The 24,811-nt window shown below is 59.2% G+C and carries 19 protein-coding genes; 8 read left to right on the plus strand and 11 right to left on the minus strand.

The window, feature by feature from the left end; genetic code table 11:
• Window positions 1–95: 95 nt before the first annotated feature.
• On the minus strand, window positions 96–737 hold the full coding sequence (locus WM2015_RS15990) for a hypothetical protein (RefSeq protein ID WP_156201302.1): 642 nt from the start codon (window positions 735–737) through the stop codon (window positions 96–98).
• Window positions 738–921: 184 nt separating this feature from the next.
• Between WM2015_RS15990 and WM2015_RS15335 the strand changes: the two genes are divergently transcribed.
• Complete coding sequence (locus tag WM2015_RS15335) at window positions 922–1,962, plus strand: IS110 family RNA-guided transposase (protein WP_049724903.1); 1,041 nt, start codon at window positions 922–924, stop codon at window positions 1,960–1,962.
• 268 nt (window positions 1,963–2,230) lie between these two features.
• Here WM2015_RS15335 and WM2015_RS15340 read toward each other — a convergent pair whose 3' ends face one another.
• Window positions 2,231–2,788, minus strand: coding sequence for a hypothetical protein (locus WM2015_RS15340; protein WP_049726885.1), 558 nt, complete (start codon window positions 2,786–2,788; stop codon window positions 2,231–2,233).
• A 963-nt stretch (window positions 2,789–3,751) separates the two neighbouring features.
• Window positions 3,752–4,285, minus strand: a complete 534-nt coding sequence (locus tag WM2015_RS15995) for a hypothetical protein (protein ID WP_156201304.1) — start codon at window positions 4,283–4,285, stop codon at window positions 3,752–3,754.
• Between the two features lie 186 nt (window positions 4,286–4,471).
• On the opposite strand from WM2015_RS15995, the gene WM2015_RS15350 reads away from it, so the two are divergent.
• Window positions 4,472–5,512, plus strand: coding sequence for an IS110 family RNA-guided transposase (locus WM2015_RS15350; RefSeq protein ID WP_049726887.1), 1,041 nt, complete (start codon window positions 4,472–4,474; stop codon window positions 5,510–5,512).
• A gap of 664 nt (window positions 5,513–6,176) precedes the next feature.
• Here the strand turns inward: WM2015_RS15350 and WM2015_RS16000 are convergent.
• On the minus strand, window positions 6,177–6,521 hold the full coding sequence (locus WM2015_RS16000; RefSeq protein ID WP_156201306.1) for a hypothetical protein: 345 nt from the start codon (window positions 6,519–6,521) through the stop codon (window positions 6,177–6,179).
• Window positions 6,522–8,074: 1,553 nt separating this feature from the next.
• A complete protein-coding gene (locus tag WM2015_RS15355) occupies window positions 8,075–8,680 on the minus strand; it encodes a PIN domain-containing protein (protein ID WP_049726888.1) in 606 nt (201 codons plus the stop codon).
• A 1,018-nt stretch (window positions 8,681–9,698) separates the two neighbouring features.
• On the opposite strand from WM2015_RS15355, the gene WM2015_RS15360 reads away from it, so the two are divergent.
• Complete coding sequence (locus tag WM2015_RS15360) at window positions 9,699–10,739, plus strand: IS110 family RNA-guided transposase (protein WP_049726887.1); 1,041 nt, start codon at window positions 9,699–9,701, stop codon at window positions 10,737–10,739.
• A gap of 281 nt (window positions 10,740–11,020) precedes the next feature.
• On the opposite strand, the gene WM2015_RS15365 is transcribed toward WM2015_RS15360, so the two are convergent.
• Entirely contained in the window at window positions 11,021–11,428 is a 408-nt protein-coding gene (locus WM2015_RS15365; protein WP_156201308.1) for a hypothetical protein, read from the minus strand.
• Between the two features lie 1,229 nt (window positions 11,429–12,657).
• On the opposite strand from WM2015_RS15365, the gene WM2015_RS15370 reads away from it, so the two are divergent.
• Window positions 12,658–13,659, plus strand: a complete 1,002-nt coding sequence (locus WM2015_RS15370; protein ID WP_156201384.1) for an integron integrase — start codon at window positions 12,658–12,660, stop codon at window positions 13,657–13,659.
• A gap of 241 nt (window positions 13,660–13,900) precedes the next feature.
• On the opposite strand, the gene hemL is transcribed toward WM2015_RS15370, so the two are convergent.
• Entirely contained in the window at window positions 13,901–15,190 is a 1,290-nt protein-coding gene (hemL, locus tag WM2015_RS15375) for a glutamate-1-semialdehyde 2,1-aminomutase (RefSeq protein WP_049726891.1), read from the minus strand.
• 137 nt (window positions 15,191–15,327) lie between these two features.
• Between hemL and WM2015_RS15380 the strand changes: the two genes are divergently transcribed.
• Together WM2015_RS15380 and WM2015_RS15385 are read left to right on the plus strand one after the other, a co-directional pair.
• Complete coding sequence (locus WM2015_RS15380; RefSeq protein WP_049726892.1) at window positions 15,328–15,756, plus strand: MarR family winged helix-turn-helix transcriptional regulator; 429 nt, start codon at window positions 15,328–15,330, stop codon at window positions 15,754–15,756.
• 519 nt (window positions 15,757–16,275) lie between these two features.
• Window positions 16,276–16,428, plus strand: a complete 153-nt coding sequence (locus WM2015_RS15385) for a rubredoxin (RefSeq protein ID WP_049727125.1) — start codon at window positions 16,276–16,278, stop codon at window positions 16,426–16,428.
• Between the two features lie 86 nt (window positions 16,429–16,514).
• Here WM2015_RS15385 and WM2015_RS15390 read toward each other — a convergent pair whose 3' ends face one another.
• From WM2015_RS15390 to WM2015_RS15400, 3 genes are all read right to left on the minus strand, one after another.
• A complete protein-coding gene (locus WM2015_RS15390; RefSeq protein ID WP_049726893.1) occupies window positions 16,515–17,249 on the minus strand; it encodes a metallophosphoesterase in 735 nt (244 codons plus the stop codon).
• 120 nt (window positions 17,250–17,369) lie between these two features.
• Window positions 17,370–17,807 carry a DUF192 domain-containing protein gene (locus WM2015_RS15395; protein WP_049726894.1) on the minus strand — a complete coding sequence of 146 codons (438 nt, stop codon included), beginning with the start codon at window positions 17,805–17,807 and terminating at the stop codon, window positions 17,370–17,372.
• Window positions 17,808–18,597: 790 nt separating this feature from the next.
• Window positions 18,598–20,580, minus strand: a complete 1,983-nt coding sequence (locus WM2015_RS15400) for an ATP-dependent helicase (protein WP_049726895.1) — start codon at window positions 20,578–20,580, stop codon at window positions 18,598–18,600.
• Between the two features lie 113 nt (window positions 20,581–20,693).
• On the opposite strand from WM2015_RS15400, the gene WM2015_RS15405 reads away from it, so the two are divergent.
• Both WM2015_RS15405 and WM2015_RS15410 read left to right on the plus strand, forming a co-directional pair.
• Window positions 20,694–21,212, plus strand: a complete 519-nt coding sequence (locus WM2015_RS15405; RefSeq protein ID WP_049726896.1) for a hypothetical protein — start codon at window positions 20,694–20,696, stop codon at window positions 21,210–21,212.
• A 16-nt stretch (window positions 21,213–21,228) separates the two neighbouring features.
• Complete coding sequence (locus tag WM2015_RS15410) at window positions 21,229–21,870, plus strand: thymidine kinase (protein WP_049726897.1); 642 nt, start codon at window positions 21,229–21,231, stop codon at window positions 21,868–21,870.
• Between the two features lie 21 nt (window positions 21,871–21,891).
• On the opposite strand, the gene WM2015_RS15415 is transcribed toward WM2015_RS15410, so the two are convergent.
• Window positions 21,892–24,786, minus strand: coding sequence for a ligand-binding sensor domain-containing diguanylate cyclase (locus tag WM2015_RS15415; RefSeq protein WP_049726898.1), 2,895 nt, complete (start codon window positions 24,784–24,786; stop codon window positions 21,892–21,894).
• Window positions 24,787–24,811: the final 25 nt, after the last annotated feature.

The following is a 24,811-nucleotide window of genomic DNA, read 5'->3' on the forward strand; positions in this document are numbered from 1 at the left end:
CCGTTACGGGTGTCAATCACATAACGTTCTAGCTAAGCGGCGCGCGCAGCGCGTCCGATGGAGGCCCGAAGGGCCGGAATGTCTTGAGCGCTTTGTTATGTGCCATTCTGTTCGCTATTTCGGATTAGCTGCGAAATTAACCCCTCAAGCTTGATTTTCGATGCGGAAGAAAGCACCAAGCATTCAATCTCGCGGCAAACTAGGGCTGAAAAGAAAATAGGAACTGAAGGAAACAAATCATCTAAATTGGTTGAGCTGTCATCTATTGCGGCGTTTCCTCCGGAGATAGCTTCACTTAGTTTGTCTGAATCACTGATCCACCTAATCAGGCGAAATTCTTCAACATTCTCGTCAGAGAAGCTGTCATCTTTAGAGATGCTCTCGGTCACTTCCGACCAGTTTTCCAAATCGTCAATAATCTTCAGTTCAATGGTCGTTTGATGGGGGATATCATCACAGCTAATTCTCATTCCATGCCGATATAAAAGCACAGTACAGGGTTCTTCAAATCTGACGTCTCGACCGAAAGCCCGAAATCGAGTTTCGTGAACACCGGCCAGGGGACTTGCAAATGTGAAATCGTCTAGCGATCTGGAGAGGTCGTTCAGAGCATCTTCCATAACATGCACCTGAGCCGGATTTCCGAATCTCCAATACAGCTGCTCTACGAGAAGAAGCCCTAATCCAAAGAGCGCTCCCGCTGCGCAGATCAAAAATGCTTTCTTTGCTAATTTCACTCTCTACGGCACCTCAAGCGCACATAACGTCTTAGCTAAGCGGCGCGGCTTTGCCGCGTCCGGTGGAGGCCGAAGGCCGGAACGTCTTGAGTGATGAAATGGACTCCTCCCGCGTTTTTACCGGCATCGCGATGTGCCAACATTCGGGTGCGTTTCGTTGAATGTCCCACGACAGGAGGAGTCCATGAACCAGTCTACTCTCATCGCCGTCGATCTCGCAAAGGAGGTCTTCCAGGTCGCCCTCGCCAGAGCTCAGGGCAAGGCCTACGCCCATCACCGGCTGTCGCGAACCCGGTTCGAGGCATTCCTCGCCAAAGCCGATCGCTCCATCGTGTTGTTCGAGGCCTGCGGCAGCGCCCACTTCTGGTGCAGACAGGCTCGGGAGCTCGGGCATGAACCCATCATGCTCCCCGCCCAGTTCGTCAGAAAGTACCGACTGCGCAACAAGACCGATCAGACCGACACCGAAGCCCTGCTCGATGCCTATCGAAGCGGGCGGGTTCATCCTGTCCCGGTCCGGTCCGTTGACCAGCAGCAGATCCAACAGCTGCATCGGGTTCGAGAGCAGTGGAAATCCACCCGTGTCGCTCGCATCAACGGACTTCGCGGATGCCTCCGGGAACTTGGCCATGCCATCCCGGCTGGACCCAACGCGGCCAAACGCCACGCCCAGGCGATCATCGATCAGGAGGGCTTTCCCGCCGGCCTTCGCGCCGTATTCTCCGAACTGCTTCAGGAGATCACTGATCTGGAAGCCAAGATCACGCTCGCCGAGCAACAGATCCACGCCCTCACACGCGATAACGACGAGGTCTCCCTACTTCAGCAGGTCCCGGGCGTCGGGCTGTTGACCAGCACCGCACTCGTCGCCTGCGCCGGCTCGCCCGATCACTTCAAGTCCGGTCGACACTTCGCATCGTGGCTGGGGATCACACCGCTGGAATGCTCCAGTGGAAACAAGCGATGGCTGGGACGGATCACCAAGCGCGGCGACAAGTACCTCCGGATGCTGATCATCCATGGCGCTCGGTCGGCACTCTGTCGAGCCAAGACCCTGGCCAAGGCCGGCAAACCCCTGAACCGACTCCAGCGCTGGGCGTTGCGACTCGAGCAGCGGGTCGGCTTCAACAAGGCCACCGTTGCCCTGGCCAACAAGATGGCTCGGATCTGCTGGGCGGTCTGGAAACAACGCGCCCCGTTCAACCCCGGTCCAGTCTTGAGCTGACCCGTCAATCATCCCTCTGCACCGTTTGCGAAGAGACCGAACGCTTCATGACACCACAGGTTGGACCGGTACCGCACAAGGCCGATAACAAGTTCGGCATAGCCAATGCCGCTTTGAGCGAATGGCCCGCGGTACGCGGAACTCATGATGGCCCGATCGAGGAATATCCGCGATCAACAAGAGGCCGAATATACGCTTGCAACGAATCCAACCTCATGCGTCGTTCAGTCTCGGGTTGCGGGAGGAGTCCATATACGCTTTGTTAGGTTCATGCCCAATCCTGCCCCATATAAAGCGTTAATTCGCTAAATTGGAGTTCATCAAGGTAGGCTGAAACAGCCTTGCTCCAGGAATAGACCGCAAGCGACAGGTGCCAGTTATGTGTTCCTTTTTTTCCATAGAGATGGTAGTAACCATCCCAGTGCCTGAATGCAGGAGTATCGACAGTCGGAACGAAATCAATCGTGGCTCGAGTTGCATGAATAATTTTGTTGGTCGTCTCCCGAACTGAGAGTGCGAAATCACCTTCATGAATTAACCCGAGCTCCAGACCTTCAAGAGCGGAACGCTCGAAGTTAACCAGCTCTTCTTCGAATCCGCTTGCGGTGCAGAACTCTTGAATCATTCGGAGCTTCACAGCGCACTCGATCAGATAGTTGCCTAGAAGTGCTTTTAGCCAACCCCAATAAGCATCAGCCTCTCCCTCGCCGATGTCGGCATCTGACCCAATCCCTTCCTGACGGCAATATGCCTCGGATCCAAGAGAAAGATGCCTTAATAGGAAAAGCTTCTCGTGCAGTCCATCGAAGTCGATAGCGTGAGACATTCTCTTTTGAACCTAACGTCTTAGCTAAGCGGCGCGCATAGCGCGTCCGATGGAGGCCCCAAGGGCCGGAATGTCTTGAGCGGTTTGTTATAAGACACCCAGGCAGCCTACTTCTGGAGGTTGAAATGGTAGAACCGGCGGGTAGTGCCCCCCAACGGTATCCAGTGCTCTGATGTGCCGACAAACGTCAGATGCACAGCCTCTTCCCCGACCCTAAAGGGTGGCTCTGCCAACCTAACCCCACCACAGAACCACCCAGATTCATAAGAGATGAGAGGCTCATCAACATAGTGCTCGATCGAGGGGAAAACCTGTGCTGCGTCGAGCCTGGATTCAATATCGGGCATCGCCACAGAATGAATAATGATCTCCTGTCGGTGAGTCATCAGGTTCTGAGCTGGAAGTGCAGCATCACTCAATCGATTTTGGGAGTTGTGTCCACAACCCGTTAGAAGGAGAGCTAGGACTGTCAGCGAGAGAGAGATTTTCATGTCTTATAACGTCTTAGCTAAGCGGCGCGCGCAGCGCGTCCGATGGAGGCCCGCCAGGGCCGGAATGTCTTGAGCGGTTTGTTATATGGCGTCAAAGTCAAACTTTGCTGCATGAAATTCCAGTTTGTCTCCAGACTGCATCTCTACGAAGAATTTTCCTGGATCTGATCGAACAGAGTTAATCGATTCCGAAGGACCCCAAGATAAGTATCTCGGCATCTTCACTAAACTTACTTCTTGGAATGTGAGCGAACATGACCCCGAGGCAGATTGCATTTCCAAGCGACAGGTTCCTGCCTTCCAATCAATAATGACTTGTTTGAGAGTCGCATCATGCAGTGGCAATTTGTCAAACTCAGATGAGGCCAAGGTCTTGTTTTCTCGCCTTATAACGTTCCAGCTAAGCGGCGCGCGTAGCGCGTCCGATGGAGGCCCGCCAGGGCCGGAATGTCTTGAGCGGTTTGTTATGCACTCAGTTGCCCTCTAGGAGCTCCAATTCTTCGGAGGCGCGCATTGGCATAACCCAATCTACATACTCACTCTGGCGAATTATTCTGTCTCCGTCTAGGTAAACAAGATATCGGTAAGTTTCGGTAAATGGCTGAATTTTGTGGTGGTCCGGCAGACATCCTATACAGACGTTTACGATATCCTCTGGACGCACACACTCGGTTCCGGAAGGACAGAACGGCTCCGAATCAAACTGCAGTCTTTGAGCAGAATTCGCCTCGTCATAATAGGCGACAAAAATTCCCTCATAGCCCCTATGTACTGCCTGAACTTCGAACTCCACGTAAACCCGGCGGAGTTCATGATCCTTCCAAATTTGGGTAGCGATCCCAGTGAAAATTGTGTCTGCGGTTGCTTGGGCTTCGGCCACTGCTGATTCTTGAAGAGCGCGACTTTCTAACTGATACTCGACAAGTTCCGGCAAAGTTTGAGGCCCAGTTCCGTAGGTGGGCAAGGCGGGAACCAGGGCGAAAATTGCCAGGGCTGCAGATCTCATGCGAATCCTTCAGTCTTAGGGTGCATAACGTCTTAGCTAAGCGGCGCGCGAAGCGCGTCCGACGGAGGCCCGCCAGGGCCGGAGTGTCTTGAGTGATGAAATGGACTCCTCCCGCGTTTTTACCGGCATCGCGATGTGCCAACATTCGGGTGCGTTTCGTTGAATGTCCCACGACAGGAGGAGTCCATGAACCAGTCTACTCTCATCGCCGTCGATCTCGCAAAGGAGGTCTTCCAGGTCGCCCTCGCCAGAGCTCAGGGCAAGGCCTACGCCCATCACCGGCTGTCGCGAACCCGGTTCGAGGCATTCCTCGCCAAAGCCGATCGCTCCATCGTGTTGTTCGAGGCCTGCGGCAGCGCCCACTTCTGGTGCAGACAGGCTCGGGAGCTCGGGCATGAACCCATCATGCTCCCCGCCCAGTTCGTCAGAAAGTACCGACTGCGCAACAAGACCGATCAGACCGACACCGAAGCCCTGCTCGATGCCTATCGAAGCGGGCGGGTTCATCCTGTCCCGGTCCGGTCCGTTGACCAGCAGCAGATCCAGCAGCTGCATCGGGTTCGAGAGCAGTGGAAATCCACCCGTGTCGCTCGCATCAACGGACTTCGCGGATGCCTCCGGGAACTTGGCCATGCCATCCCGGCTGGACCCAACGCGGCCAAACGCCACGCCCAGGCGATCATCGATCAGGAGGGCTTCCCCGCCGGCCTTCGCGCCGTATTCTCCGAACTGCTTCAGGAGATCACTGATCTGGAAGCCAAGATCACGCTCGCCGAGCAACAGATCCACGCCCTCACACGCGATAACGACGAGGTCTCCCTGCTTCAGCAGGTCCCGGGCGTCGGGCTGTTGACCAGCACCGCACTCGTCGCCTGCGCCGGCTCGCCCGATCACTTCAAGTCCGGTCGACACTTCGCATCGTGGCTGGGGATCACACCGCTGGAATGCTCCAGTGGAAACAAGCGATGGCTGGGACGGATCACCAAGCGCGGCGACAAGTACCTCCGGATGCTGATCATCCATGGCGCTCGGTCGGCACTCTGTCGAGCCAAGACCCTGGCCAAGGCCAGCAAACCCCTGAACCGACTCCAGCGCTGGGCGTTGCGACTCGAGCAACGGGTCGGCTTCAACAAGGCCACCGTTGCCCTGGCCAACAAGATGGCTCGGATCTGCTGGGCGGTCTGGAAACAACGCGCCCCGTTCAACCCCGGTCCAGTCTTGAGCTGACCCGTCAATCATCCCTCTGCACCGTTTGCGAAGAGACCGAACGCTTCATGACACCACAGGTTGGACCGGTACCGCACAAGGCCGATAACAAGTTCGGCATAGCCAATGCCGCTTTGAGCGAATGGCCCGCGGTACGCGGAACTCATGATGGCCCGATCGAGGAATATCCGCGATCAACAAGAGGCCGAATATACGCTTGCAACGAATCCAACCTCATGCGTCGTTCAGTCTCGGGTTGCGGGAGGAGTCCATATACGGTTTGTTATGTAACACCTGAGTCTCTACCGCCCTGACTGAGATTCACCTTCCAGCCATAGAGGTAGGAAGCCGGCCAGACCAGAACGCTAACTAAGGCCCAGATTCTGTTTCCACTTCTAACGGCATGGGAAGCTGATGCTAAAACTTGGAGGAGGACTGAGATAATGGCAAGCGTCAATCCGGAAAGTTCGAGCCAGTTCATCTCTGCACTGGAAATAAAGCGGTCGGAAAATCTTGGATCGTTGTGAAAGCGCAAACCAAGAACAATGAACGCGAAAAAGCCAGACGTAGTTACTAGTAGGAATTTTCTCCGCTCTATCAGAGGCATGTTACATAACGTCTTAGCTAAGCGGCGCGCTTTAGCGCGTCCCAGTGGAGGCGAAGCCGGAGCGGCTTGAGCGGTTTGTTATATGTCATCAGCAAAACTACGAAGCTTCTCTATTTCAGGAGCGACTTCGGAGCCTTCGACATTAAAGTAGCCCCAAGAACCATCTGGCATAGTCACAAAGAGGCCATCTTTGAGAAACACCACATATTCAAGGCCTGTGAGTAAACCGAGCATGCAGTTGCCAGGCGCAAAAGGATACTCTTTAACCAAACCTATATGAGGATTCTCGCCCTTAAAAGATTCAAGTAATTGGTAAGTTGCATAAACCACTTCCCGGGACTCACCTTCGATATCTTCCTGTCTTAATTCAGTAGCGATAATCTTTGCTCTAAAGACACGATCAGCCCTTTCGAATGTTTCCAACGACGTGGGTCGTGAAAATGAACATGCAAATGCATCCGAGTATTGAGCGGCAAGGAAAACCAGGACGAACAGCGTGATCAATATCTTGTACATATAACGTCTTAGCTAAGCGGCGCGCGCAGCGCGTCCGATGGAGGCCCGCCAGGGCCGGAATGTCTTGAGCGGTTTGTTATGCGCCACTGCTCCGATACCGACGGAATGCAACCAAATAGGGTGAGCCAAATAGGATCAGAACCGCCAGTAGCCAGGCAGCTGCTAGTCCGCCGTAGCCCTCAAGCCAAAGAGCAAAGCTCAGTATCAGGATTGGAAAAATGCCAAAAAGCTTTCTTCTTAGACAGAGGAATGCGCCACCAGCTACCGAAAGCCAAACAAGAGTTGCGGCAACGGCGTTAGAGACGCTTCCTTCGAATCTTGGTGAATCCGCAAAGAGTAAGTAGAAGATCGGACTTGCTACTGCCAGTAGTCCGGCTAGGCCAACAAGCAACTGCGCGAACCAATCAGATATAGCGAATAGTACTTTTGCCACTGAACTCACCTGATTCTTTGCGCGCATAACGTTCTAGCTAAGCGGCGCGCGTAGCGCGTCCGATGGAGGCCCGTAGGGCCGGAATGTCTTGAGCGGTTTGTTAAGGTTTTTTGCTCTTTGCACTGCCTTTTCCCTTATGCTCAGTCAGTGGTTCCTCAACACTTTTTAGGATTTTTTCAGTCTTTGGATCCACTACTACTTTCACGTACACATTATCGTGATGGTTCACTTCTTGATAAATCTTCACGAAGCGCTCCAGGCTATAACTCCAAGAATCGCCTTGCTTGATTTCTCGGACACGTCCTTTCTTCTTTGAAACTCCCGCCCTAGTTTCTTTTGTTGAGATTAACAACCCGGCTATGGAGCTGCCAGGCGCGCCGGCCAATATCCACTTGTACGTGAAACCACAGTTTTGGCATTGGATTTCCGCTGACTCTACTCCATCAGGGACAGGCCTAATCGAATCACATTTCGGGCAGCTGGGCACCTAAAACCTTAACGTCTTAGCTAAGCGGCGCGCGAAGCGCGTCCGACGGAGGCCCGCCAGGGCCGGAGTGTCTTGAGCGGTTTGTTATGTAACACCTGAGTCTCTACCGCCCTGACTGAGATTCACCTTCCAGCCATAGAGGTAGGAAGCCGGCCAGACCAGAACGCTAACTAAGGCCCAGATTCTGTTTCCACTTCTAACGGCATGGGAAGCTGATGCTAAAACTTGGAGGAGGACTGAGATAATGGCAAGCGTCAATCCGGAAAGTTCGAGCCAGTTCATCTCTGCACTGGAAATAAAGCGGTCGGAAAATCTTGGATCGTTGTGAAAGCGCAAACCAAGAACAATGAACGCGAAAAAGCCAGACGTAGTTACTAGTAGGAATTTTCTCCGCTCTATCAGAGGCATGTTACATAACGCCCAGGTAAGCGGCGTTCAGTACGGAGCGACTGATCGGGCAAAAATGGCGAAGCCATGCCCGAGCAGGCGCGGAGTGCTGAACGTCCGAGTGAGCCGCAGGCGAATGACTTGACCGCCTTGTTAGGGCTGACTGATCGGCGGCTTGTAACTGACATTCTCATTCTCAACGACGATCAGTTTCTGCTTCTTCATCTGCTCGATAATTGCGTCCAGCTCGCTTTCTTCGAGCTTTTTCAGAAACAACGCGTTGATGGTGTTGGATAGTGTTTTAACTTTGCGCGGCCTTGAGTGCCCACGTGCAGCCAAGCTCTTGACGATTGCCTCGATTTTTTCTGCAACCGACGTGGCATTGGAAATCCTTAACAGCGGTATTTCAGCAAGCTCCTTTTCGCGTTGAGCGAGAATCTTCCTCTCCTTGAGATGCTTGATCAGAGGATCAAACCCGGTATCTCTTGAGATGATGTGGAAGTAAGCATTCGGATCCTTTTCGGCCAATTGGCCAACATAGAACGCTATATGAAAATCGAGAGCATTCGGCCCGTTGCCTCCAATTTTCACGTACTCCGCGTTGCTGCCAAGGGCTTGCAGAGCGGACGCGAGTTCAAAGGGGATTTTTGCTTGATTTGCTCCAACGAAAACAACGACCTTGAACTCGTGACCTTTAAGCACTTCCAGGCTTTTCGGCTGGACATTCTCGTAGTCGATCAGGACGTAATTGTTCTTCAATTGCTCAGTCCTTTTCTGGCCCTAACTATTCAGCCAAGCTGCCGAGCGTCAGCTCGGTCAGTCTTCGGCGGGCAGTTATTTTGAGCTTTGGGTGGGTCGTCATAAGCAAGCTATTACTCCCTGGATGCCAGAAGTGCTCCGCAGCGACTGGGGATCGCCACCGAAACTAACAGACATCGCTGTTCGTCCAGCTAACTCCGTTATCTGAGCGAACAGCGATGTCTGTTAATTTGATCGTGTCGCTGTCCGCAGTCAATCGGTAATCCGCGCTTCTCTACGTAGGAAATCGACTCGGGCTTCTCCCACCCAAAGGTCACAATAACGTTTTAGCTAAGCGGCGCGCGCAGCGCGTCCGATGGAGGCCCGCAGGGCCGGAATGTCTTGAGCGGTTAGTTATGTACGTGCCGGATTAGGCCACCCCTGACGGTAAAGGTCACGGGACCAAGATTTTCAATAATCTCCTGAGAGCTCTCAGCACGCCACCACGTCTGGCGGTGTCGTCCAAGTGCAACTAGATACCTATCACCAACGATCAGTCTCTCAGTAGGACAAGTGCTCAAGGGGTATCTGATTGTCTGAATAGGATTTCGCAATGGGGTGCTCCAGCCCATAGTTGCCTCAAAAACCAGATGATGCGCTACGACTCTCCCCTCACCCTCGGGGCCCTCCAGTATAGGCGCCGTCTCCTTCAGCCGGCCTATAAACTGGGTTTCAGAGGATTGGAGAATGTACTGAGCTACTTCCGCTGGTCTAGAGCTGAAATTGAACTCGGGCTCGGCGATGCTACAAGCTAGGCTTGAAAAGGAGGTCGCGATCGCGGCTATTGCTAAGAGAACTCGATTCACTTCACAAAGTACATAACGTTCTAGCTAAGCGGCGCGCGCAGCGCGTCCGATGGAGGCCCGCAGGGCCGGAATGTCTTGAGTGATGAAATGGACTCCTCCCGCGTTTTTACCGGCATCGCGATGTGCCAACATTCGGGTGCGTTTCGTTGAATGTCCCACGACAGGAGGAGTCCATGAACCAGTCTACTCTCATCGCCGTCGATCTCGCAAAGGAGGTCTTCCAGGTCGCCCTCGCCAGAGCTCAGGGCAAGGCCTACGCCCATCACCGGCTGTCGCGAACCCGGTTCGAGGCATTCCTCGCCAAAGCCGATCGCTCCATCGTGTTGTTCGAGGCCTGCGGCAGCGCCCACTTCTGGTGCAGACAGGCTCGGGAGCTCGGGCATGAACCCATCATGCTCCCCGCCCAGTTCGTCAGAAAGTACCGACTGCGCAACAAGACCGATCAGACCGACACCGAAGCCCTGCTCGATGCCTATCGAAGCGGGCGGGTTCATCCTGTCCCGGTCCGGTCCGTTGACCAGCAGCAGATCCAGCAGCTGCATCGGGTTCGAGAGCAGTGGAAATCCACCCGTGTCGCTCGCATCAACGGACTTCGCGGATGCCTCCGGGAACTTGGCCATGCCATCCCGGCTGGACCCAACGCGGCCAAACGCCACGCCCAGGCGATCATCGATCAGGAGGGCTTCCCCGCCGGCCTTCGCGCCGTATTCTCCGAACTGCTTCAGGAGATCACTGATCTGGAAGCCAAGATCACGCTCGCCGAGCAACAGATCCACGCCCTCACACGCGATAACGACGAGGTCTCCCTGCTTCAGCAGGTCCCGGGCGTCGGGCTGTTGACCAGCACCGCACTCGTCGCCTGCGCCGGCTCGCCCGATCACTTCAAGTCCGGTCGACACTTCGCATCGTGGCTGGGGATCACACCGCTGGAATGCTCCAGTGGAAACAAGCGATGGCTGGGACGGATCACCAAGCGCGGCGACAAGTACCTCCGGATGCTGATCATCCATGGCGCTCGGTCGGCACTCTGTCGAGCCAAGACCCTGGCCAAGGCCAGCAAACCCCTGAACCGACTCCAGCGCTGGGCGTTGCGACTCGAGCAACGGGTCGGCTTCAACAAGGCCACCGTTGCCCTGGCCAACAAGATGGCTCGGATCTGCTGGGCGGTCTGGAAACAACGCGCCCCGTTCAACCCCGGTCCAGTCTTGAGCTGACCCGTCAATCATCCCTCTGCACCGTTTGCGAAGAGACCGAACGCTTCATGACACCACAGGTTGGACCGGTACCGCACAAGGCCGATAACAAGTTCGGCATAGCCAATGCCGCTTTGAGCGAATGGCCCGCGGTACGCGGAACTCATGATGGCCCGATCGAGGAATATCCGCGATCAACAAGAGGCCGAATATACGCTTGCAACGAATCCAACCTCATGCGTCGTTCAGTCTCGGGTTGCGGGAGGAGTCCATATACGGTTTGTTAGGCTGCTTGGATATCACTAGACCTCTTCGCCTGACTGTCCGCTTTCTGCTTTTTCGAATTCTTGGCCTTGACCAATGAACATCAATGCGGCGATTAAAGTGATAGGCACAGCAAACAGCAGTAGAAATAGAAAGCTAGGTACAAATAGTTGTGGTACCCCAAATAAATTGAAGCCCGCAACGCCCAATATTGACGCAAGCGCTGAAATTGATGTCATAAGGAACGCAGGTGCAACCGAGTGCTCGATATTTCGACCCGCCCAGGGAGCAAGCAAATAGCCAACCAAATAATAGGGAGTGATCAGTAGCATCAGGAGCTGTATGAATGCAGCCAGTAGCTTCAGATCAAAACCACCTAGAACAACTAAGACCATCATTGGAAAAACGATGAAGAGGCCCACTGGAACAGAGTAGGCTTTTGCCATAGCTCTTCTGAATATCCGAGGGCTTCTTTCCACTCTTTTAGCAGCCTAACGTTCTAGCTAAGCGGCGCGCGCAGCGCGTCCGATGGAGGCCCGCAGGGCCGGAATGTCTTGAGCGGTTTGTTAGCTGTGTTGTGCACGATTGAGCCCTCTTTAAAGGAGCTACTCCACTCGACTGAAAATCCAGTACTCAAGCCAGTTGCTCTTGGGCCATGGATCGTCCTCGACGGTTTGGGGCATGTCAATAAGCCGACGGTCAATTATCCGCTTATACCACCAGTTAGTAAGATAGATCGGTACTCGGCAGTATTCTGGAACAAAGCCTCGCGCAACCTCGGAGATGGCTACTGTCAATCTCCGGTATCGCTCGGAAGAAACTGGCCAAGCTCCTAACAGAGATGCATCAACAGCATCCGATTGGGACGCCCATACCTCACGAACAAGAGCCGAGAACTGAGAATCATCATCTGATTGAATCTGCTCCCGAATTTGGGTTAAGGAATTGAGGATTCCACCTCCGCTACTTTCCCACTCGTCTAGAAGAAACTCCCAAGCTGCGACGCATTCTGATTGTCTTGCCATTGCTTCAGCTGGATAAGACCAAGCTTCTTCAGTCTCATTTCTCGGTTCTCCATGGGTTTGTACAGCACAGCCAACTGAAATGATTTGAAGAATAACCAACAGGCACAGACTGAGAAAAGATCTGTACACAGCTAACTATTCAGCCAAGCTGCCGAGCGTCAGCTCGGTCAGTCTTCGGCGGGCAGTTATTTTGAGCTTTGGGTGGGTCGTCATAAGCAAACTATTACTCCCTGGATGCCAGAAGTGCTCCGCAGCGACTGGGGATCGCCACCGAAACTAACAGACATCGCTGTTCGTCCAGCTAACTCCGTTATCTGAGCGAACAGCGATGTCTGTTAATTTGATCGTGTCGCTGTCCGCAGTCAATCGGTAATCCGCGCTTCTCTACGTAGGAAATCGACTCGGGCTTCTCCCACCCAAAGGTCACAATAACTATAACTAGGTGGAATTTGTCAGAACTGTGGATTATCTGACAAATTGATTTTAGTGCGCGGGGTTTGGGGCGGGTTTGGGAAAATGTCCGCTGGGTCAAAGGTTTGTCCGCGACTGCGAATTGGGGAAAACCGGAAGTTTTCCTTATAGTGCGCAAATTTCCTACGGGTTCGTAGGGGGTTTTGCGCTTGCTCTGCCTGATTCGATGCGATGGAATGATGCTCGGTTCTCGGGAGTTTCATTTCGTGTCGAGCAAGTTGCTGGATCGGGTTCGGGCGGCGGTTCGGACTCGGCATTATTCGTATCGGACGGAGCAGGCGTATGTGCACTGGATCGTTCGCTTCATTCGTTTTCACGGGATGCGGCATCCGGAAACGATGGGCAAGCGCGAGGTCGAGGCCTATCTGTCGCATCTTGCGGTCAAGCGGAACGTGGCGGCGTCGACGCAGAATCTTGCTCTGTCCGCGATTCTGTTTCTGTATCGGCACGTGCTCGAAGTCGAGTTGCCCTGGTTGGACGATGTGGTCCGGGTCAAGCGGCCGCCTCGGCTGCCGGTGGTGCTCACTCGGCGCGAGGTGCGAAGCATTCTGTCCAGGCTCCGGTCGCCGCACGATCTGATCGTTCAACTGCTCTACGGATCCGGGCTTCGCATCAGCGAGGCGCTTCGGCTTCGCATCAAGGACGTCGATCTGAAGCGGCGCGCCCTGGTCATTCGCGACGGCAAGGGTGGCAAGGATCGGGTCACGGTGCTGGCGGAGCGCTGCCGGCGGCCGCTCGAGCGGCAGATGGAGATGGCGCTGGAGCGGGTCCAGGTCGACCGCGAGACCCGGCGCGGCGGCGTGTTGCTGCCCATGGCGCTGGATCGGAAGTACCCCCATGCTCGCTTCGACCCGGCCTGGCAGTGGGTGTTTCCGGCGCACCATCTGAGTGCCCATCCGCAGACCGGCGAGATCGGGCGCTACCATCTACTCGATTCCACCGTTCAGAAGGCGGTCAAGCGGACGGCGCGCGAAGCCGGCATTCCCAAGCACGTCACTTGCCACACCTTTCGTCACAGCTTTGCCACCCATCTGCTCGAAGCCGGCGCCGACATCCGCACGATCCAGAAGCTGCTGGGGCATTCGGACGTTCGGACGACGATGATCTATACGCACATCGTCGAGCGTGGTGCGATGGGAGCTCGCAGCCCGCTGGATGATCCCGAGGCCGATGAGGACTGATTCGACGGTAGCCGAAGACCTTTTGGCATTCAGCGATCAGTGCTTCTGGGAGCGCCCCGTGGACTGAAGACCGGGGGTTTTCAGGCACGCTACCGCCATCGGACTGAAAGGATTTTTTCAGACGCGCGCCCCCCGCCAACGATGTCTCGTGGGCTGGGTATCGCGCGAAACGTGCCTCGCGCCCCCGGTTGCCAACCGCCCACGCCTGAAATCTTCGCAGACGCGGACGGTTTTCGTCAAATCAGGCTTTGCTGATCTGCCCCAGGACCCGCTCGGCGGCGGCCAGGGTTTCGTCCACGTCGCTCTGGCTGTGAGCGCTGGAGACGAAGCCGGCTTCGAAGGCCGAAGGCGCCAGGTAGATGCCCTCGGCCAGCATGCCGGTGAAGAAGGCCTTGAAGCGCTCCAGGTCACAGGCCGCGGCCTGGTCGAAGTTGACGACCCGGTTCTGCTCGGTGAAGAAGAAGCCGAACATGCCGCCCACGGCCACGGTGGCCATCGGGATACCGGCCTCGTCGGCCACACGCTGGAGGCCCTCGGCCAGCTGGCGGGTGGTCTCGCCGAGGCGATCGTAGAAGCCGGGCTCGCCGATCAGCTCCAGGTTGGCAAGGCCCGCGGCCATCGCCACCGGGTTGCCGGACAGGGTGCCGGCCTGGTAGACGGGGCCCGAGGGCGCGACGAGTTTCATGTACTCCATCTTGCCGCCGAAGGCACCCACCGGCATGCCGGCACCGATCACCTTGCCGAAGCAGGTCAGGTCCGGGGTGATGCCGTACAGGCCCTGGGCGCCCTGCGGGTGGACGCGGAAGCCGGTCATCACTTCATCGAACAGCAGGGCCGCGCCGTAGCGGTCGCAGAGTTCGCGCAGGCCTTCGAGGAAGCCGGGCTCGGGCGGGATGCAGTTCATGTTGCCTGCGATCGGCTCCACCGCCACGCAGGCGATCTCGTCCGGGTACTGCTTGAACAGGGCTTCGACGGAATCCAGGTCGTTGAACTTCGCGTTCAGGGTCAGCTCGGCCAGGCCCTTCGGCACGCCGGGCGAGGTCGGAACCCCCAGGGTCTGGGCGCCGGAACCGGCCTTGACCAGAAAGCTGTCCGCGTGTCCGTGGTAGCAGCCCTCGAACTTGATGAAGCGCTCGCGGCCGGTGGCGGCGCGGGCGACACGCAGGGCACTCATCGCGGCCTCGGTGCCGGAATTGACCATCCGCACCTGGTCGAGGGAGGGAATCAGCTCGCAGATCTTCTCGGCCATCGTCACCTCGCCCGGTGACGGAGTGCCGAAGCTCAGTCCCTTGGCGACGGCGGCCTGCACCGCCTCGATGATCTTCGGGTGGGAGTGCCCACAGATCATCGGTCCCCAGGAGCCGATGTAGTCGATGTAGCGCTTGCCGTCCACGTCGAACATGTGCGCACCCTCGGCGCGCTCGAAGAACACGGGCTCACCGCCGACGGCGGCAAAGGCGCGGACGGGGGAGTTGACGCCGCCGGGCATGCGGACACGGGCGCGGGCGAAAAGATCGTGGCTGAGGGTCATGGGCGTCTGGCCTGAATAGGGTCGTTGAAACTCGCATTATCCCATCGGAGGGATGGCGCATTGGTGGACATATTTATTTGACAGCTCAAACACAAGCAAATAAACTTGCTCACTCAAACACTGATCAAGGAAATTCCATGCCCTCGCCCGACCACGCCAGCCTGCTCGCCGCGATGATGTCCCTCGGCGCCGCCCTGCAGAAACGCCTGAACGCCCGCTTGTCCATGCACGGCCTCGGCTGGACCGACTACCTCGTCCTCCAGACCCTGGCCTCCGAGCCGGAAAGGACCATGCGCCGCATCGACCTGGCCGAACGCGTCGGCCTGAGCCCATCGGGCGTCACCCGCCTACTCAACCCGATGGAAAAGATCGGCCTGGTCGAAAAGCAAAGCAGCAACCACGACGCCCGCGTCAGCCTCGTCTCATTAAGCCCCGTAGGCGAACGCGTCCTCCACGAATCCAGCGTCGCCGTCAACGACCTGGCCGAAACCTGCTTCAGCCAATTCAACGAACCCCACCGCCAAAACCTCCTCAACACCCTGAAGCAATTGAAGTCAGCCGTCTGATCTTCTCCCCCGCCGCCCTGTGTTTCGAGGGGTATAAGCAGATCACAAGCCGGAGCGAGCGAAGCAATGCTCCGAGAAGATTTACCCTGCCCTCGGTGGTGCCGAGCATCGCAGGACTGAGCGGATAAGAAGTTTCGTGTGTCTGACCGTAGAGAGCGGAGCGAACGAAGGGAGTTGAGAAACTTCCCGCTCAGACCGAGAAGCACAGGGAATCCAGCGCGTCTTTTTGCGCTGGACGCCACCGCGGGCAACAGATCTTTTGGTTCCTTTTGGATCGTTTGCCAAAAGGAACCCGCCCTCAGCGAAGCGGGGCGGAACGCCTTTGACTTTCCGCGAAGCGGGCAAGCGCTAGCTTGCGAACCCAAGCCATGCAGGCGCAGCCTGCGAGCAAAACAACTCGGGCGCCAGCCCACAAACCCCCTCTCCCACTTCCATTACAATCCCCTAAATCAAAAATCCAACCCCGCGTCAGCGGCAAGAAGGGAAAGCAACGTGAGCGACAAGGACTACAAGAGCTGGATGTGCATCGTCTGCGGCTGGATCTACCACGAAGAAGAAGGCGCGCCGGATGACGGCATTCCGCCGGGCACCAAGTGGGAAGACGTGCCCGAATCCTGGGTCTGCCCGGATTGCGGCGCGGGCAAGGAAGACTTCGAGATGGTCGAACTCTGATCGAGCCCGACCCTCAGCCTCCGAACCACACGGGTTCGGAGGCTTCTGAATAACCCGGTTCTTAAAAAAACCAGGTTCTTGAAAAACTAGTTCATCCCCGCACTGATCAGGCCGGTCTGCCAGCGCCCGTCCTCGTGCAAGCGATACCAGCGTGCCTTCGGACCCGTCGGGTCGGGCGTGAAGCGTTCCGTTTCGGCCTGGGAATTGGCCACCGTCGAGGGACAGCTCAGGCAGACCACCCCATTCTTCTCGCCCTTGAAGGCCTGATGCACATGGCCGAAGGCCACCGCCCGCACGGTCTGCGAATCGATCTTCGCCCAGAATCGCTCGGCTTGCGTCAACGGGTACTTGTCGATCCAGGGCGCGTTGACCGGCAACGGCTGGTGATGGATGAAGACCAGGGCCGGGCGCTCTCCGTCCAGCTGCTCCAGCGGTGCCAGGCGTGCATCGCTGACCACGCCGGCCGGGCGATCCGCCTCGGCCGAGTCCAGCAGCACCAGCTGCCAGCCGCCCCAGTCCAGCACCGGGCCGGCGAGGAAGTCCGGTTCGGCCAGCACCTCGGCGGCCACCGCTCGATCGTCGTGGTTGCCCGGCAGCCAGGCGCGCTTCGGCGCCATCGGTTTCACGATCTCGGCCAGGCGCGCATAGGACTCGGGCGAGGCATCTTCCGACAGGTCGCCACTCATCACCAGGCCATCGGGCGCGAGCGCGGCGATGCCCGGCAGCAGGCGCTTGAGATTGCGGTCGGCGTTCTCGCCGCGGTAGCTGGCCTGCTGATCAGCGGCCAGGTGGCAGTCGGAAATCTGGACGAGGGTGAACATCGATCGATCGGGTCAATGAATGGAGCGGAGAGGATACGCCTCAGGCCACCTGATTCGCCACCCGTTCGTTGCGAGATGCTGTCGAGCCCCGCAGTAGGACGGGTCGTGAATCAGGGGGGGCTAGGGCAGCTGCAAATTGCCAACACTCAGCTGATCTCCCGGCCCCATCCCCAGCCGCGCCGCCTGGCCCGCGTTGAGCTCGAGCACGTACTTCGCCGGCCCGGTGCTCGGGTAGTTCGGACAACGCTGCGTCCGACAGGGCGGCGTATCGGCGGCAATGCTGACCACCTTCATGTCCTCGTCGAGGTAGATGATGTCCAGGGGAATACGCGTATTGCGCATCCAGAAGCTCCGCCAGTCCTCCCGGCTGAAGATGAACAGCATCCCCCGATCCGCCGCCATCTCGTCGCGGAACATCAGACCCTGCGCGCGCTCCTGATCGTCATCGGCGATCTCCACGAAGAAGCGCTCGCCGTTGAATTCGATGTAGGGTTCGGTCGCCTGGCAGGCGACGAGGCTGCTCATCAGAATGAGCATGGCAAGGGCGCGAATTTTCATTCGCGGAATGGTAGCGCATTCCCTGCGCGGGGTCTCGCGACTGCCGCCGCTTTGCCTTTCGCGTGCAGCCTGCGCCTGCTTTGCTCTTCAAGCAGGCTGTCGCCTGCCCGCTGCGCGGGAAAATCAAAGTCAAAGGCGTTCCGTCCCCTTCGGGGCCGGGTTCCTTTTGGCAGTCGTCCCAAAAGGAACCAAAAGGACTGTTGCCCGCGGTGACGCCGGACTACGTCCGGTCCCCTGCGTTTCTCGGTCCAGACGGGCGCCACCGAGGGCAGAAAACCTTTCTCGGGCCATCGCTTCGCTCGGCCCGATCCCGCTAGAGCGAGCGAAGTGCAGGTGAAAGCGAATGGACGGTTTGCGCAAAGCGCAAGAAGTCCTTGAGCGTCACTGTCCACAAGTGATGCTTTTTGTGCTTTTGCTTTTGCTTTTGCTTTTGATCTTGCCTTAGGCGTTGGAGACGCCGAGAAGCGCAGGGCCGAGCGGATAACGAAGTTCCGCTGTCTGACCGCAGCGCAGCGGAGGGAGTTAAGGAACTTCCCGCTCGGACCGAGCATCGCAGGGGACCCAGCGCGGCCTTTTGCGCTGGGCGGCTTCATGGCCGTCAGAACTTTTGGTTTCTTTTGGTTCGTCTGCCAAAAGAAACTCGCCCCGCAAGCGAAGCGGGGGCGAAAGCCTTTGACTTTGACTTCCCGCAAAGCGGGCAGGCGACAGCCTGCTTGAAGAGCAATGCAGGCGCAGCCTGCGAGCCAAACCAACCCGGGCGCCAGCCCGAAAAATCAAACGCCGGAGAGCGTCACCCCTCCAAAAGCGCTTTCAGCGCCGCTATGTTCGCCTTCGCATCCTCACTAGAGGTTTCCTTCGCCCCATGCCGAGACGGCCAATCGACCACCGTTTCCGGCATCTCGTCGAGGAAGCGGCTCGGCTCGCAGGACATCATCTCGCCGCCGCGCTTTCGCCGCTGGCAGTAGCTGATGGTCAGGGCGCGTTCGGCGCGGGTGATGCCGACGTACATCAGGCGGCGCTCCTCTTCGATCTGGTCGTCGTCGATGGAGCGCTGGTGCGGGAGCAGGCCTTCTTCGCAGCCGGCCAGCCAGACGTGCTTGAACTCCAGGCCCTTGGCCGCGTGCAGGGTCATCAGTCGCACCAGGTCGGCGCCTTCGTTGCGGTCGTCGTCGGGGCCGGCGGCGAGGGAAACGCGCGCGATGAGTTCCTCGGTGCTATCGCAGTCCTCGCCCAGACGCTCGATCCAGCCAGCCAGGTCATCCAGATTGCGCTTGCGGCGCTCGCCCTTCTTCGGGTCGTCGTCCTGTTCGATCAGCCAGTCGATGTAGCCGATGTGATCCAGCAACTCCCGATAGGCCTCGCCGATGCCGTTGCGCTCGAGGCGATCGCTGAAGTCGATCAGCACGTTGGTGAATCCACGCAATGCCCGCGCCGCCGGCTGCGGCAGTTCGTTCTGGAACAACTCATCCAGGCCCGCTTCGAACAGGCTCTTGCCGACGGCGTCGGCGTAGGTGGCCAGCCTGGCCATGGCCGTCGAGCCGAAGCCGCGGCGGGGCGTATTGATCACGCGCATGAAGGCCGGGTTGTCGTCCGGGTTGGCCAGCACGCGGAGATAGGCCAGGCCGTCGCGGATTTCGCGGGCGTCGAACCAGCTCGGCCCGCCCGAGACCACGTAGGGGATGCCGTTTTCACGGAGCTGCAGTTCGATGGCGCGGGCCTGGAAGTTCGATCGATACAGCACCGCCATCTCGCCCCAGCGCGCCCGGCCGCCGTGGAACAGGGTCAGGATGTCGCGGGCGATGCCTTCGGACTCATCCGTGTCGTCGGCGTATTCGACCACGCGGATGTCCTCGCCCGGGCCATGCTGGCTCCAGAGCTTCTTCTCGAATTCGTGCGGGTTGCAGGCGATGACGGCGTTCGCCGCTTCCAGGATCTTGCCGGCGGAGCGGTAGTTCTGCTCCAGCTTGACCACGCGCAGGTTCGGGTAATCGGCCTTGAGCCCGGAAAGATTCTCCGGTCGCGCGCCGCGCCAGCCGTAGATCGACTGATCGTCATCGCCCACGGCGGTCATCGCGCCCACGTCCCCGACCAGCTGGCGCAGCAGTCGGTACTGAGCGGCACTCGTATCCTGGTATTCATCGACGAGCAGGTATTTCAGACGCCGGCGCCAGCGCGTGCGGATCACCGGGTCTTCGAGGAGCTTCGCCGGCAAGGCGATCAGGTCGTCGAAGTCGACGGCGTTCAGGCTGACCAGGCGCTGCTGGTAGTCGCGGTAGATTTCCGCGGCGCGGGCGTCGTTGTCGTCCCGGGCCTGGGCCAGGGCGTGGCCCGGTTCCAGGCCCGCGTCCTTGTAGCGGCTGATGCCGTTCATCACCGCGTAGACCAGATCGTTCTTGGCCCCGCTCGGCAGCAGTTCGCGCACCAGGTCGCCGGCAGCGTGCTGGTCGAGGATGCTCATCCCCTTCCGGCGCTCGCAGGCCTCCGGGTCGGCGCGCAGGATCTGCCAGCCCAGGGAATGGAAGGTACAGATCGTCAGGCCTTCGGCACGCTTGCGCTTGATGCGCTGGCCGACGCGCTGGCGCATTTCCTTCGCCGCCTTGTTGGTGAAGGTGATGGCGGCGATTTCCGAGGCGCCGTAGTGATCGCGGTCGATCATCCAGGCGATCTTCTCGGTAATGACGCGTGTCTTTCCCGAGCCCGCGCCGGCCAGCACCAGCAGCGGGGTGTCGAGGTGGGTGACAGCGGCGCGCTGTTGATCGTTGAGGCCGGACATGGGGGGAGAGATTCTAGCCGAATCGATCCACCTTCAGGCTCGCGGCGAGCATTGAATTTCGCCCGGTGACGGATCGCGCCCTGCCGTGCATGGCGGGGCGATATACTCGGAGCATGCCACGAATTCCCGCCCTCATTTTCCTGCCATTCGCCCTGCTCTTCACCGGTCCATCGGTGCACGCGGCGGAGATCGAGCGCATCGATCTGCACCAGCGCGAAGCCGTCCAGATCCAGCATCAGCGTCGCGTCGGCAACCTCCGCGCCCAGGCCCAGCGCCAGGGCTGGATCGTGCGCGTGCCGCAGCTGTTCGTCTATCTGTCCGACCGCTCGCCGGTCTTCCACATGGACGGCCTGCGCAGCCGCTTCGAGCGCCAGCTGGACTGGGCCGTCGAGCGTTCACGCATTGAACGCACGACCATCGACCTCGACCGCCTGCTCGCCAACACCGAAACCCACGACGGCGGCATCTACGGCCTGGAGGACCTGCCCGAGGGCGATCTCTACATCGTGCTCTACCGTGGCGAGGATTGCGCGGACTGCGATGCGGTCGACGCAACGGTCGTCGAATGGCTCGAGGGCCTGGGCGAGGTGGACGTGGTCTGGCTCGACATCGCCATGGACCGGGTCCGCTGAGCGCGCGAGATCGGCGATGGCCAAACTGTATTTCTACTACTCGACCATGAACGCCGGCAAGACGACGGTCCTGCTGCAGTCGGCCTACAACTACACGGAGCGCGGCATGCGCGCCCTGCTCCTGAGTCCGGCCATCGACGACCGTGCCGGCCAGGGCATGATCCGTTCGCGAGTGGGCATCGAGTCCCCGGCCCTGGCCGTGGGTCCGAAGGACGACCTCTTCGAACTGGTCGAATCGGAGCTCGACCGCGGTCAGATCCACTGCGTGCTGACCGACGAGTCCCAGTTCTTCACCCGCCAGCAGATCTTCGATCTCACCGAGGTCGTCGACCGCCTGCGCATCCCGGTGCTGGCCTTCGGCCTGCGCACGGATTTCCAGGGCGAGCTCTTCGAGGGCAGTCGCTACCTGCTCGCCTGGGCGGACGAGCTGAAGGAACTCAAGACCATCTGTCACACGGGCTCGAAAGCCACCATGGTGGTGCGCGTCGACGAGCAGGGCTACGCGGTGACCGATGGTGCCCAGGTCGAGATCGGCGGCAACGACCGCTACGTGCCCGTCAGCCGGGCCGAGTTCAAGCTGGTCTTCTACGGGGGCAAGCGCGTGCGCTTGTTCGAGGTCGACCAATCCGCCAGCCAGGGCGAGTTGCCCGATCTCTGAACGAGCTCGACACGCGGCCGCTCAGGACTCGTCCACCTCGACCCGATTCCGACCGCCATCCTTGGCGCGATACAGGGCCTGATCGGCCCGCTCGATCAGGGCCTTCAGGCTGCGCTTCGGTCCGGGCTTGACGCTGGCCACGCCGAGTGAGGCGGTCAGGCCCAGCGGACCGGACTCGATGACCTGGCGCAGGTGCTCGGCCACTTCGGCCGCGCGTTCCCGGTCGGCGGCCGGCAGCACCACCATGAATTCCTCACCACCGTAGCGAGCGACGACGTCTTCATTGCGACGCAGATGTCGGGCCAGCAGATCGGCCACCTGTCGCAGCGCTTCGTCCCCTGCCTGATGGCCATGGGTATCGTTGTAGCGTTTGAAGTGGTCGACGTCGATCAGGACCACCGCCAGATCGCAGGCGCGATCCTGGCAGCGCTGCCAGGCCTCGGCCAGATACTCGTCGAGGCGACGGCGGTTGGCGACCCCGGTCAGGCCATCGACATTGGCCATGTTCTCCAGCTTTCGATTGGCCGCCGCCAGCTCGGCGGTCCGCTGCTCGACCATCTCGCTCAGGCGACGACTCTCGGCTTCGAAGCGACGCACTCGCCAGCGGATCAGGGCGTGAATCATCGACAGGAACAGCAGCAGGCCCAGCAGCACCCAGAGGATTCGCGCCCACAAGGTGCCGTACCAGGCCGGCAGGATCTCGAACTCGTAGGGCTCGATCCGCGACAGCCGTCCCTGACTGTCCAGGGCCTCGACCTCGAAGCGCTTCACGCCCGGTTCGAGCTGTGAGAACGTGATGCGCGTGGTCCGGCCCCAGTCGGAAAAATCCTCTTCGTAGCCGTGCATGCGCGAGCGATAGCGATGCAGCTCCGCGCGTCCGAAGCTGGGGACGCCGTAATCGAAGCGCAGACTGGTGATGTCGTGCGGTAGTGCCAGACCCTGGCCGCTCAGTGGCAGCAACCGTGTCTCGCCCTGAGCGTCGGTCAGCAGCACCTGTCGCAGGCGGACGCTGACCGGTGCCGGCTCGATGGCCTGGATGTCCGGCTCGAACTGCAGCACCGTGGCCTGGTCACCGACCAGCACCTGGCCGTCCTCCGCGAAGCTCAGGGAGGCGACGATGCTCGGCTCCATCGGCGTCAGGTCCTGCTCCAGCCAGGCGCCATCCTCGCGCTGCCGCCAGAGTTCCCGCTGTCGGAACGCCCAGAGTTCACCACGTGGTGAGCGAACGAGCTTGAAGCCGGTCGCGGTCGGGTCCGGCTCGGGCAGGCCGACGGGCTGCGCTGGCTGGGCCCGCGATCCATCGAATTGGAAGAAACCGCTTGCAGTGCTCAGCAACCAGGCCCGTTCGCCCACCGGCACGATCGAAACGGACTGGTCAGGACCATAGTTGAGCCCTTCGGCTTCGCTGAACACTCGCCAGTCCAGCAAGCGTTCCCAGTCGGGGTCGAATCGGGCTCGGACGAGACCGTGGCCGACGACGCTCAGGAGCAGTTCGCTCCGCCCGGCAGGCAGGATTTCTTCGACCAGGCCGGTGAAGCCTTCCTGCCGGAAGCGCAATCGCCAGCCGCTCTCGCCCACATCGACGATCGCCAGGCCCAACTCGGTGCCGACGAACACCAGCTGCTCGTCGTCAGGGCTCGGCAGCAGGGTCCTCGGGTAGAGGTTCTCGATTCGTTTGATCGCATCGCCACGAGGATCGATTTCGAGCAGGTCGTAGGAGTCGGCCAGCATGCCCTGGCCGCTCGGCAGGGTCAGCCAATCCCAGGTTTCGAAGCTGCTCCAGCCGGTCGCTTCAAAGCGTCGACCGTCGAAGCGCTGTACGCCGGCATTGGTGATCGCCAGCCACTGACCCTGCCAGGGCAGCATGCGATGAATCCTGCCCAGCAGACCGGATTCGGGTCCCAGCCGGGTCCAGGATGAAGGCCATAGGAAATGGGAGGTTTCCAGATCGGTCTGGACCAGGATGCCGCCGTCCACCGCCAGGGACAGATCACTGACGAAACCGCTGCCGATGCGAAACGCACGATGGACGCGAGTGTCCGGATCCAGCACGTGGACCGTTCCGTCCGGCGCACCCAGCGCGAAGCTCCCGTCCGGGAGTACAAGATGGGCATCGAAGTTCTCCGGGCTCGGCAAGGTGGCAGGTGCCGGCCAGTGGGTCAGATGCCCCCGGTGGAAGCGCCGCCACAGCCCGTCGCGGCCCATGGTCAGCAGCCCACCCTCGGGAAGTGGCAGGAAGGCCACCACGTGCTCGAGCAACTGCTCGCCGCCGGGGACCGGATGAAAGTCCCCGTCTTCGTAGCGCCTGAGGCCCGAGCCGCGGTACTGGATCAGCAGTTCCTCTTCGTGCCAGATCAGGCCACCGAGTCGCCCCGGGTGGTGCCAGACATCCAGTTCGCCGCTTTCGGGCTGGTAACGAAAGAGATGGAACAGGGCGCTGAAGAACACACCCTCGGGCGTCACCTCCATCTTCCAGATGTCGGCGAGGTTGTCCGCATCGACGATCGAATCCAGTGGTGGGGTCAGATCGGTGAAGACCGGCTCACCCGCCGCGTCGAGTTCGATGTACCCGAATTGGGCGTATCCGCCGACGTAGAGACGCCGATCCCCATCGTGCTTGAGGCTGCGGACGAAGCGCCCGTTCGGCATCCGGGTGGTGGTCCAGTTTCGACCGTCGTAGCTCAGCACCCCATCGCTTCCGCCGAGAAACAACACGCCCTCGGGCGACTGGGCGACGGCATAGAAGGACGGCGTCGCCTCCAGTGGGGCCTCGATGACATGGGTGGGTGGCAGCCCCTGGTGCAGCGCTTGTGCGTGGGCGATCGTGGCCAGCAGGATCGAGCCGAGGAGCAGACCGAAGTCGCGCCATCCGCGCCAGCCGGTCAGCCGAGCCGATTGCGCTTCGTCCTGATCCATGTGGTCCTCCCTGTCCCCACCACGC

Origin of the sequence: Wenzhouxiangella marina (genome assembly GCF_001187785.1) — a bacterium.
GTDB classification, from domain to species: domain Bacteria; phylum Pseudomonadota; class Gammaproteobacteria; order Xanthomonadales; family Wenzhouxiangellaceae; genus Wenzhouxiangella; species Wenzhouxiangella marina.

Excerpts from the sequence above, each read along its gene's own strand:
- WM2015_RS15340 (WP_049726885.1), bottom strand. The coding sequence starts at position 2,788 with ATGTCTCACGCTATCGACTTCGATGGACTGCACGAGAAGCTTTTCCTA.
- WM2015_RS15370 (WP_156201384.1), top strand. The coding sequence starts at position 12,658 with ATGCTCGGTTCTCGGGAGTTTCATTTCGTGTCGAGCAAGTTGCTGGAT.
- WM2015_RS15380 (WP_049726892.1), top strand. The coding sequence starts at position 15,328 with ATGCCCTCGCCCGACCACGCCAGCCTGCTCGCCGCGATGATGTCCCTC.
- WM2015_RS15415 (WP_049726898.1), bottom strand. The coding sequence starts at position 24,786 with ATGGATCAGGACGAAGCGCAATCGGCTCGGCTGACCGGCTGGCGCGGA.
- WM2015_RS15395 (WP_049726894.1), bottom strand. The coding sequence starts at position 17,807 with ATGAAAATTCGCGCCCTTGCCATGCTCATTCTGATGAGCAGCCTCGTC.
- WM2015_RS15410 (WP_049726897.1), top strand. The coding sequence starts at position 21,229 with ATGGCCAAACTGTATTTCTACTACTCGACCATGAACGCCGGCAAGACG.
- WM2015_RS15995 (WP_156201304.1), bottom strand. The coding sequence starts at position 4,285 with ATGAGATCTGCAGCCCTGGCAATTTTCGCCCTGGTTCCCGCCTTGCCC.
- WM2015_RS15350 (WP_049726887.1), top strand. The coding sequence starts at position 4,472 with ATGAACCAGTCTACTCTCATCGCCGTCGATCTCGCAAAGGAGGTCTTC.
- WM2015_RS15365 (WP_156201308.1), bottom strand. The coding sequence starts at position 11,428 with ATGGCAAAAGCCTACTCTGTTCCAGTGGGCCTCTTCATCGTTTTTCCA.
- WM2015_RS15335 (WP_049724903.1), top strand. The coding sequence starts at position 922 with ATGAACCAGTCTACTCTCATCGCCGTCGATCTCGCAAAGGAGGTCTTC.
- WM2015_RS15405 (WP_049726896.1), top strand. The coding sequence starts at position 20,694 with ATGCCACGAATTCCCGCCCTCATTTTCCTGCCATTCGCCCTGCTCTTC.
- WM2015_RS15400 (WP_049726895.1), bottom strand. The coding sequence starts at position 20,580 with ATGTCCGGCCTCAACGATCAACAGCGCGCCGCTGTCACCCACCTCGAC.
- WM2015_RS15385 (WP_049727125.1), top strand. The coding sequence starts at position 16,276 with ATGTGCATCGTCTGCGGCTGGATCTACCACGAAGAAGAAGGCGCGCCG.
- WM2015_RS15360 (WP_049726887.1), top strand. The coding sequence starts at position 9,699 with ATGAACCAGTCTACTCTCATCGCCGTCGATCTCGCAAAGGAGGTCTTC.
- WM2015_RS15390 (WP_049726893.1), bottom strand. The coding sequence starts at position 17,249 with ATGTTCACCCTCGTCCAGATTTCCGACTGCCACCTGGCCGCTGATCAG.
- hemL (WP_049726891.1), bottom strand. The coding sequence starts at position 15,190 with ATGACCCTCAGCCACGATCTTTTCGCCCGCGCCCGTGTCCGCATGCCC.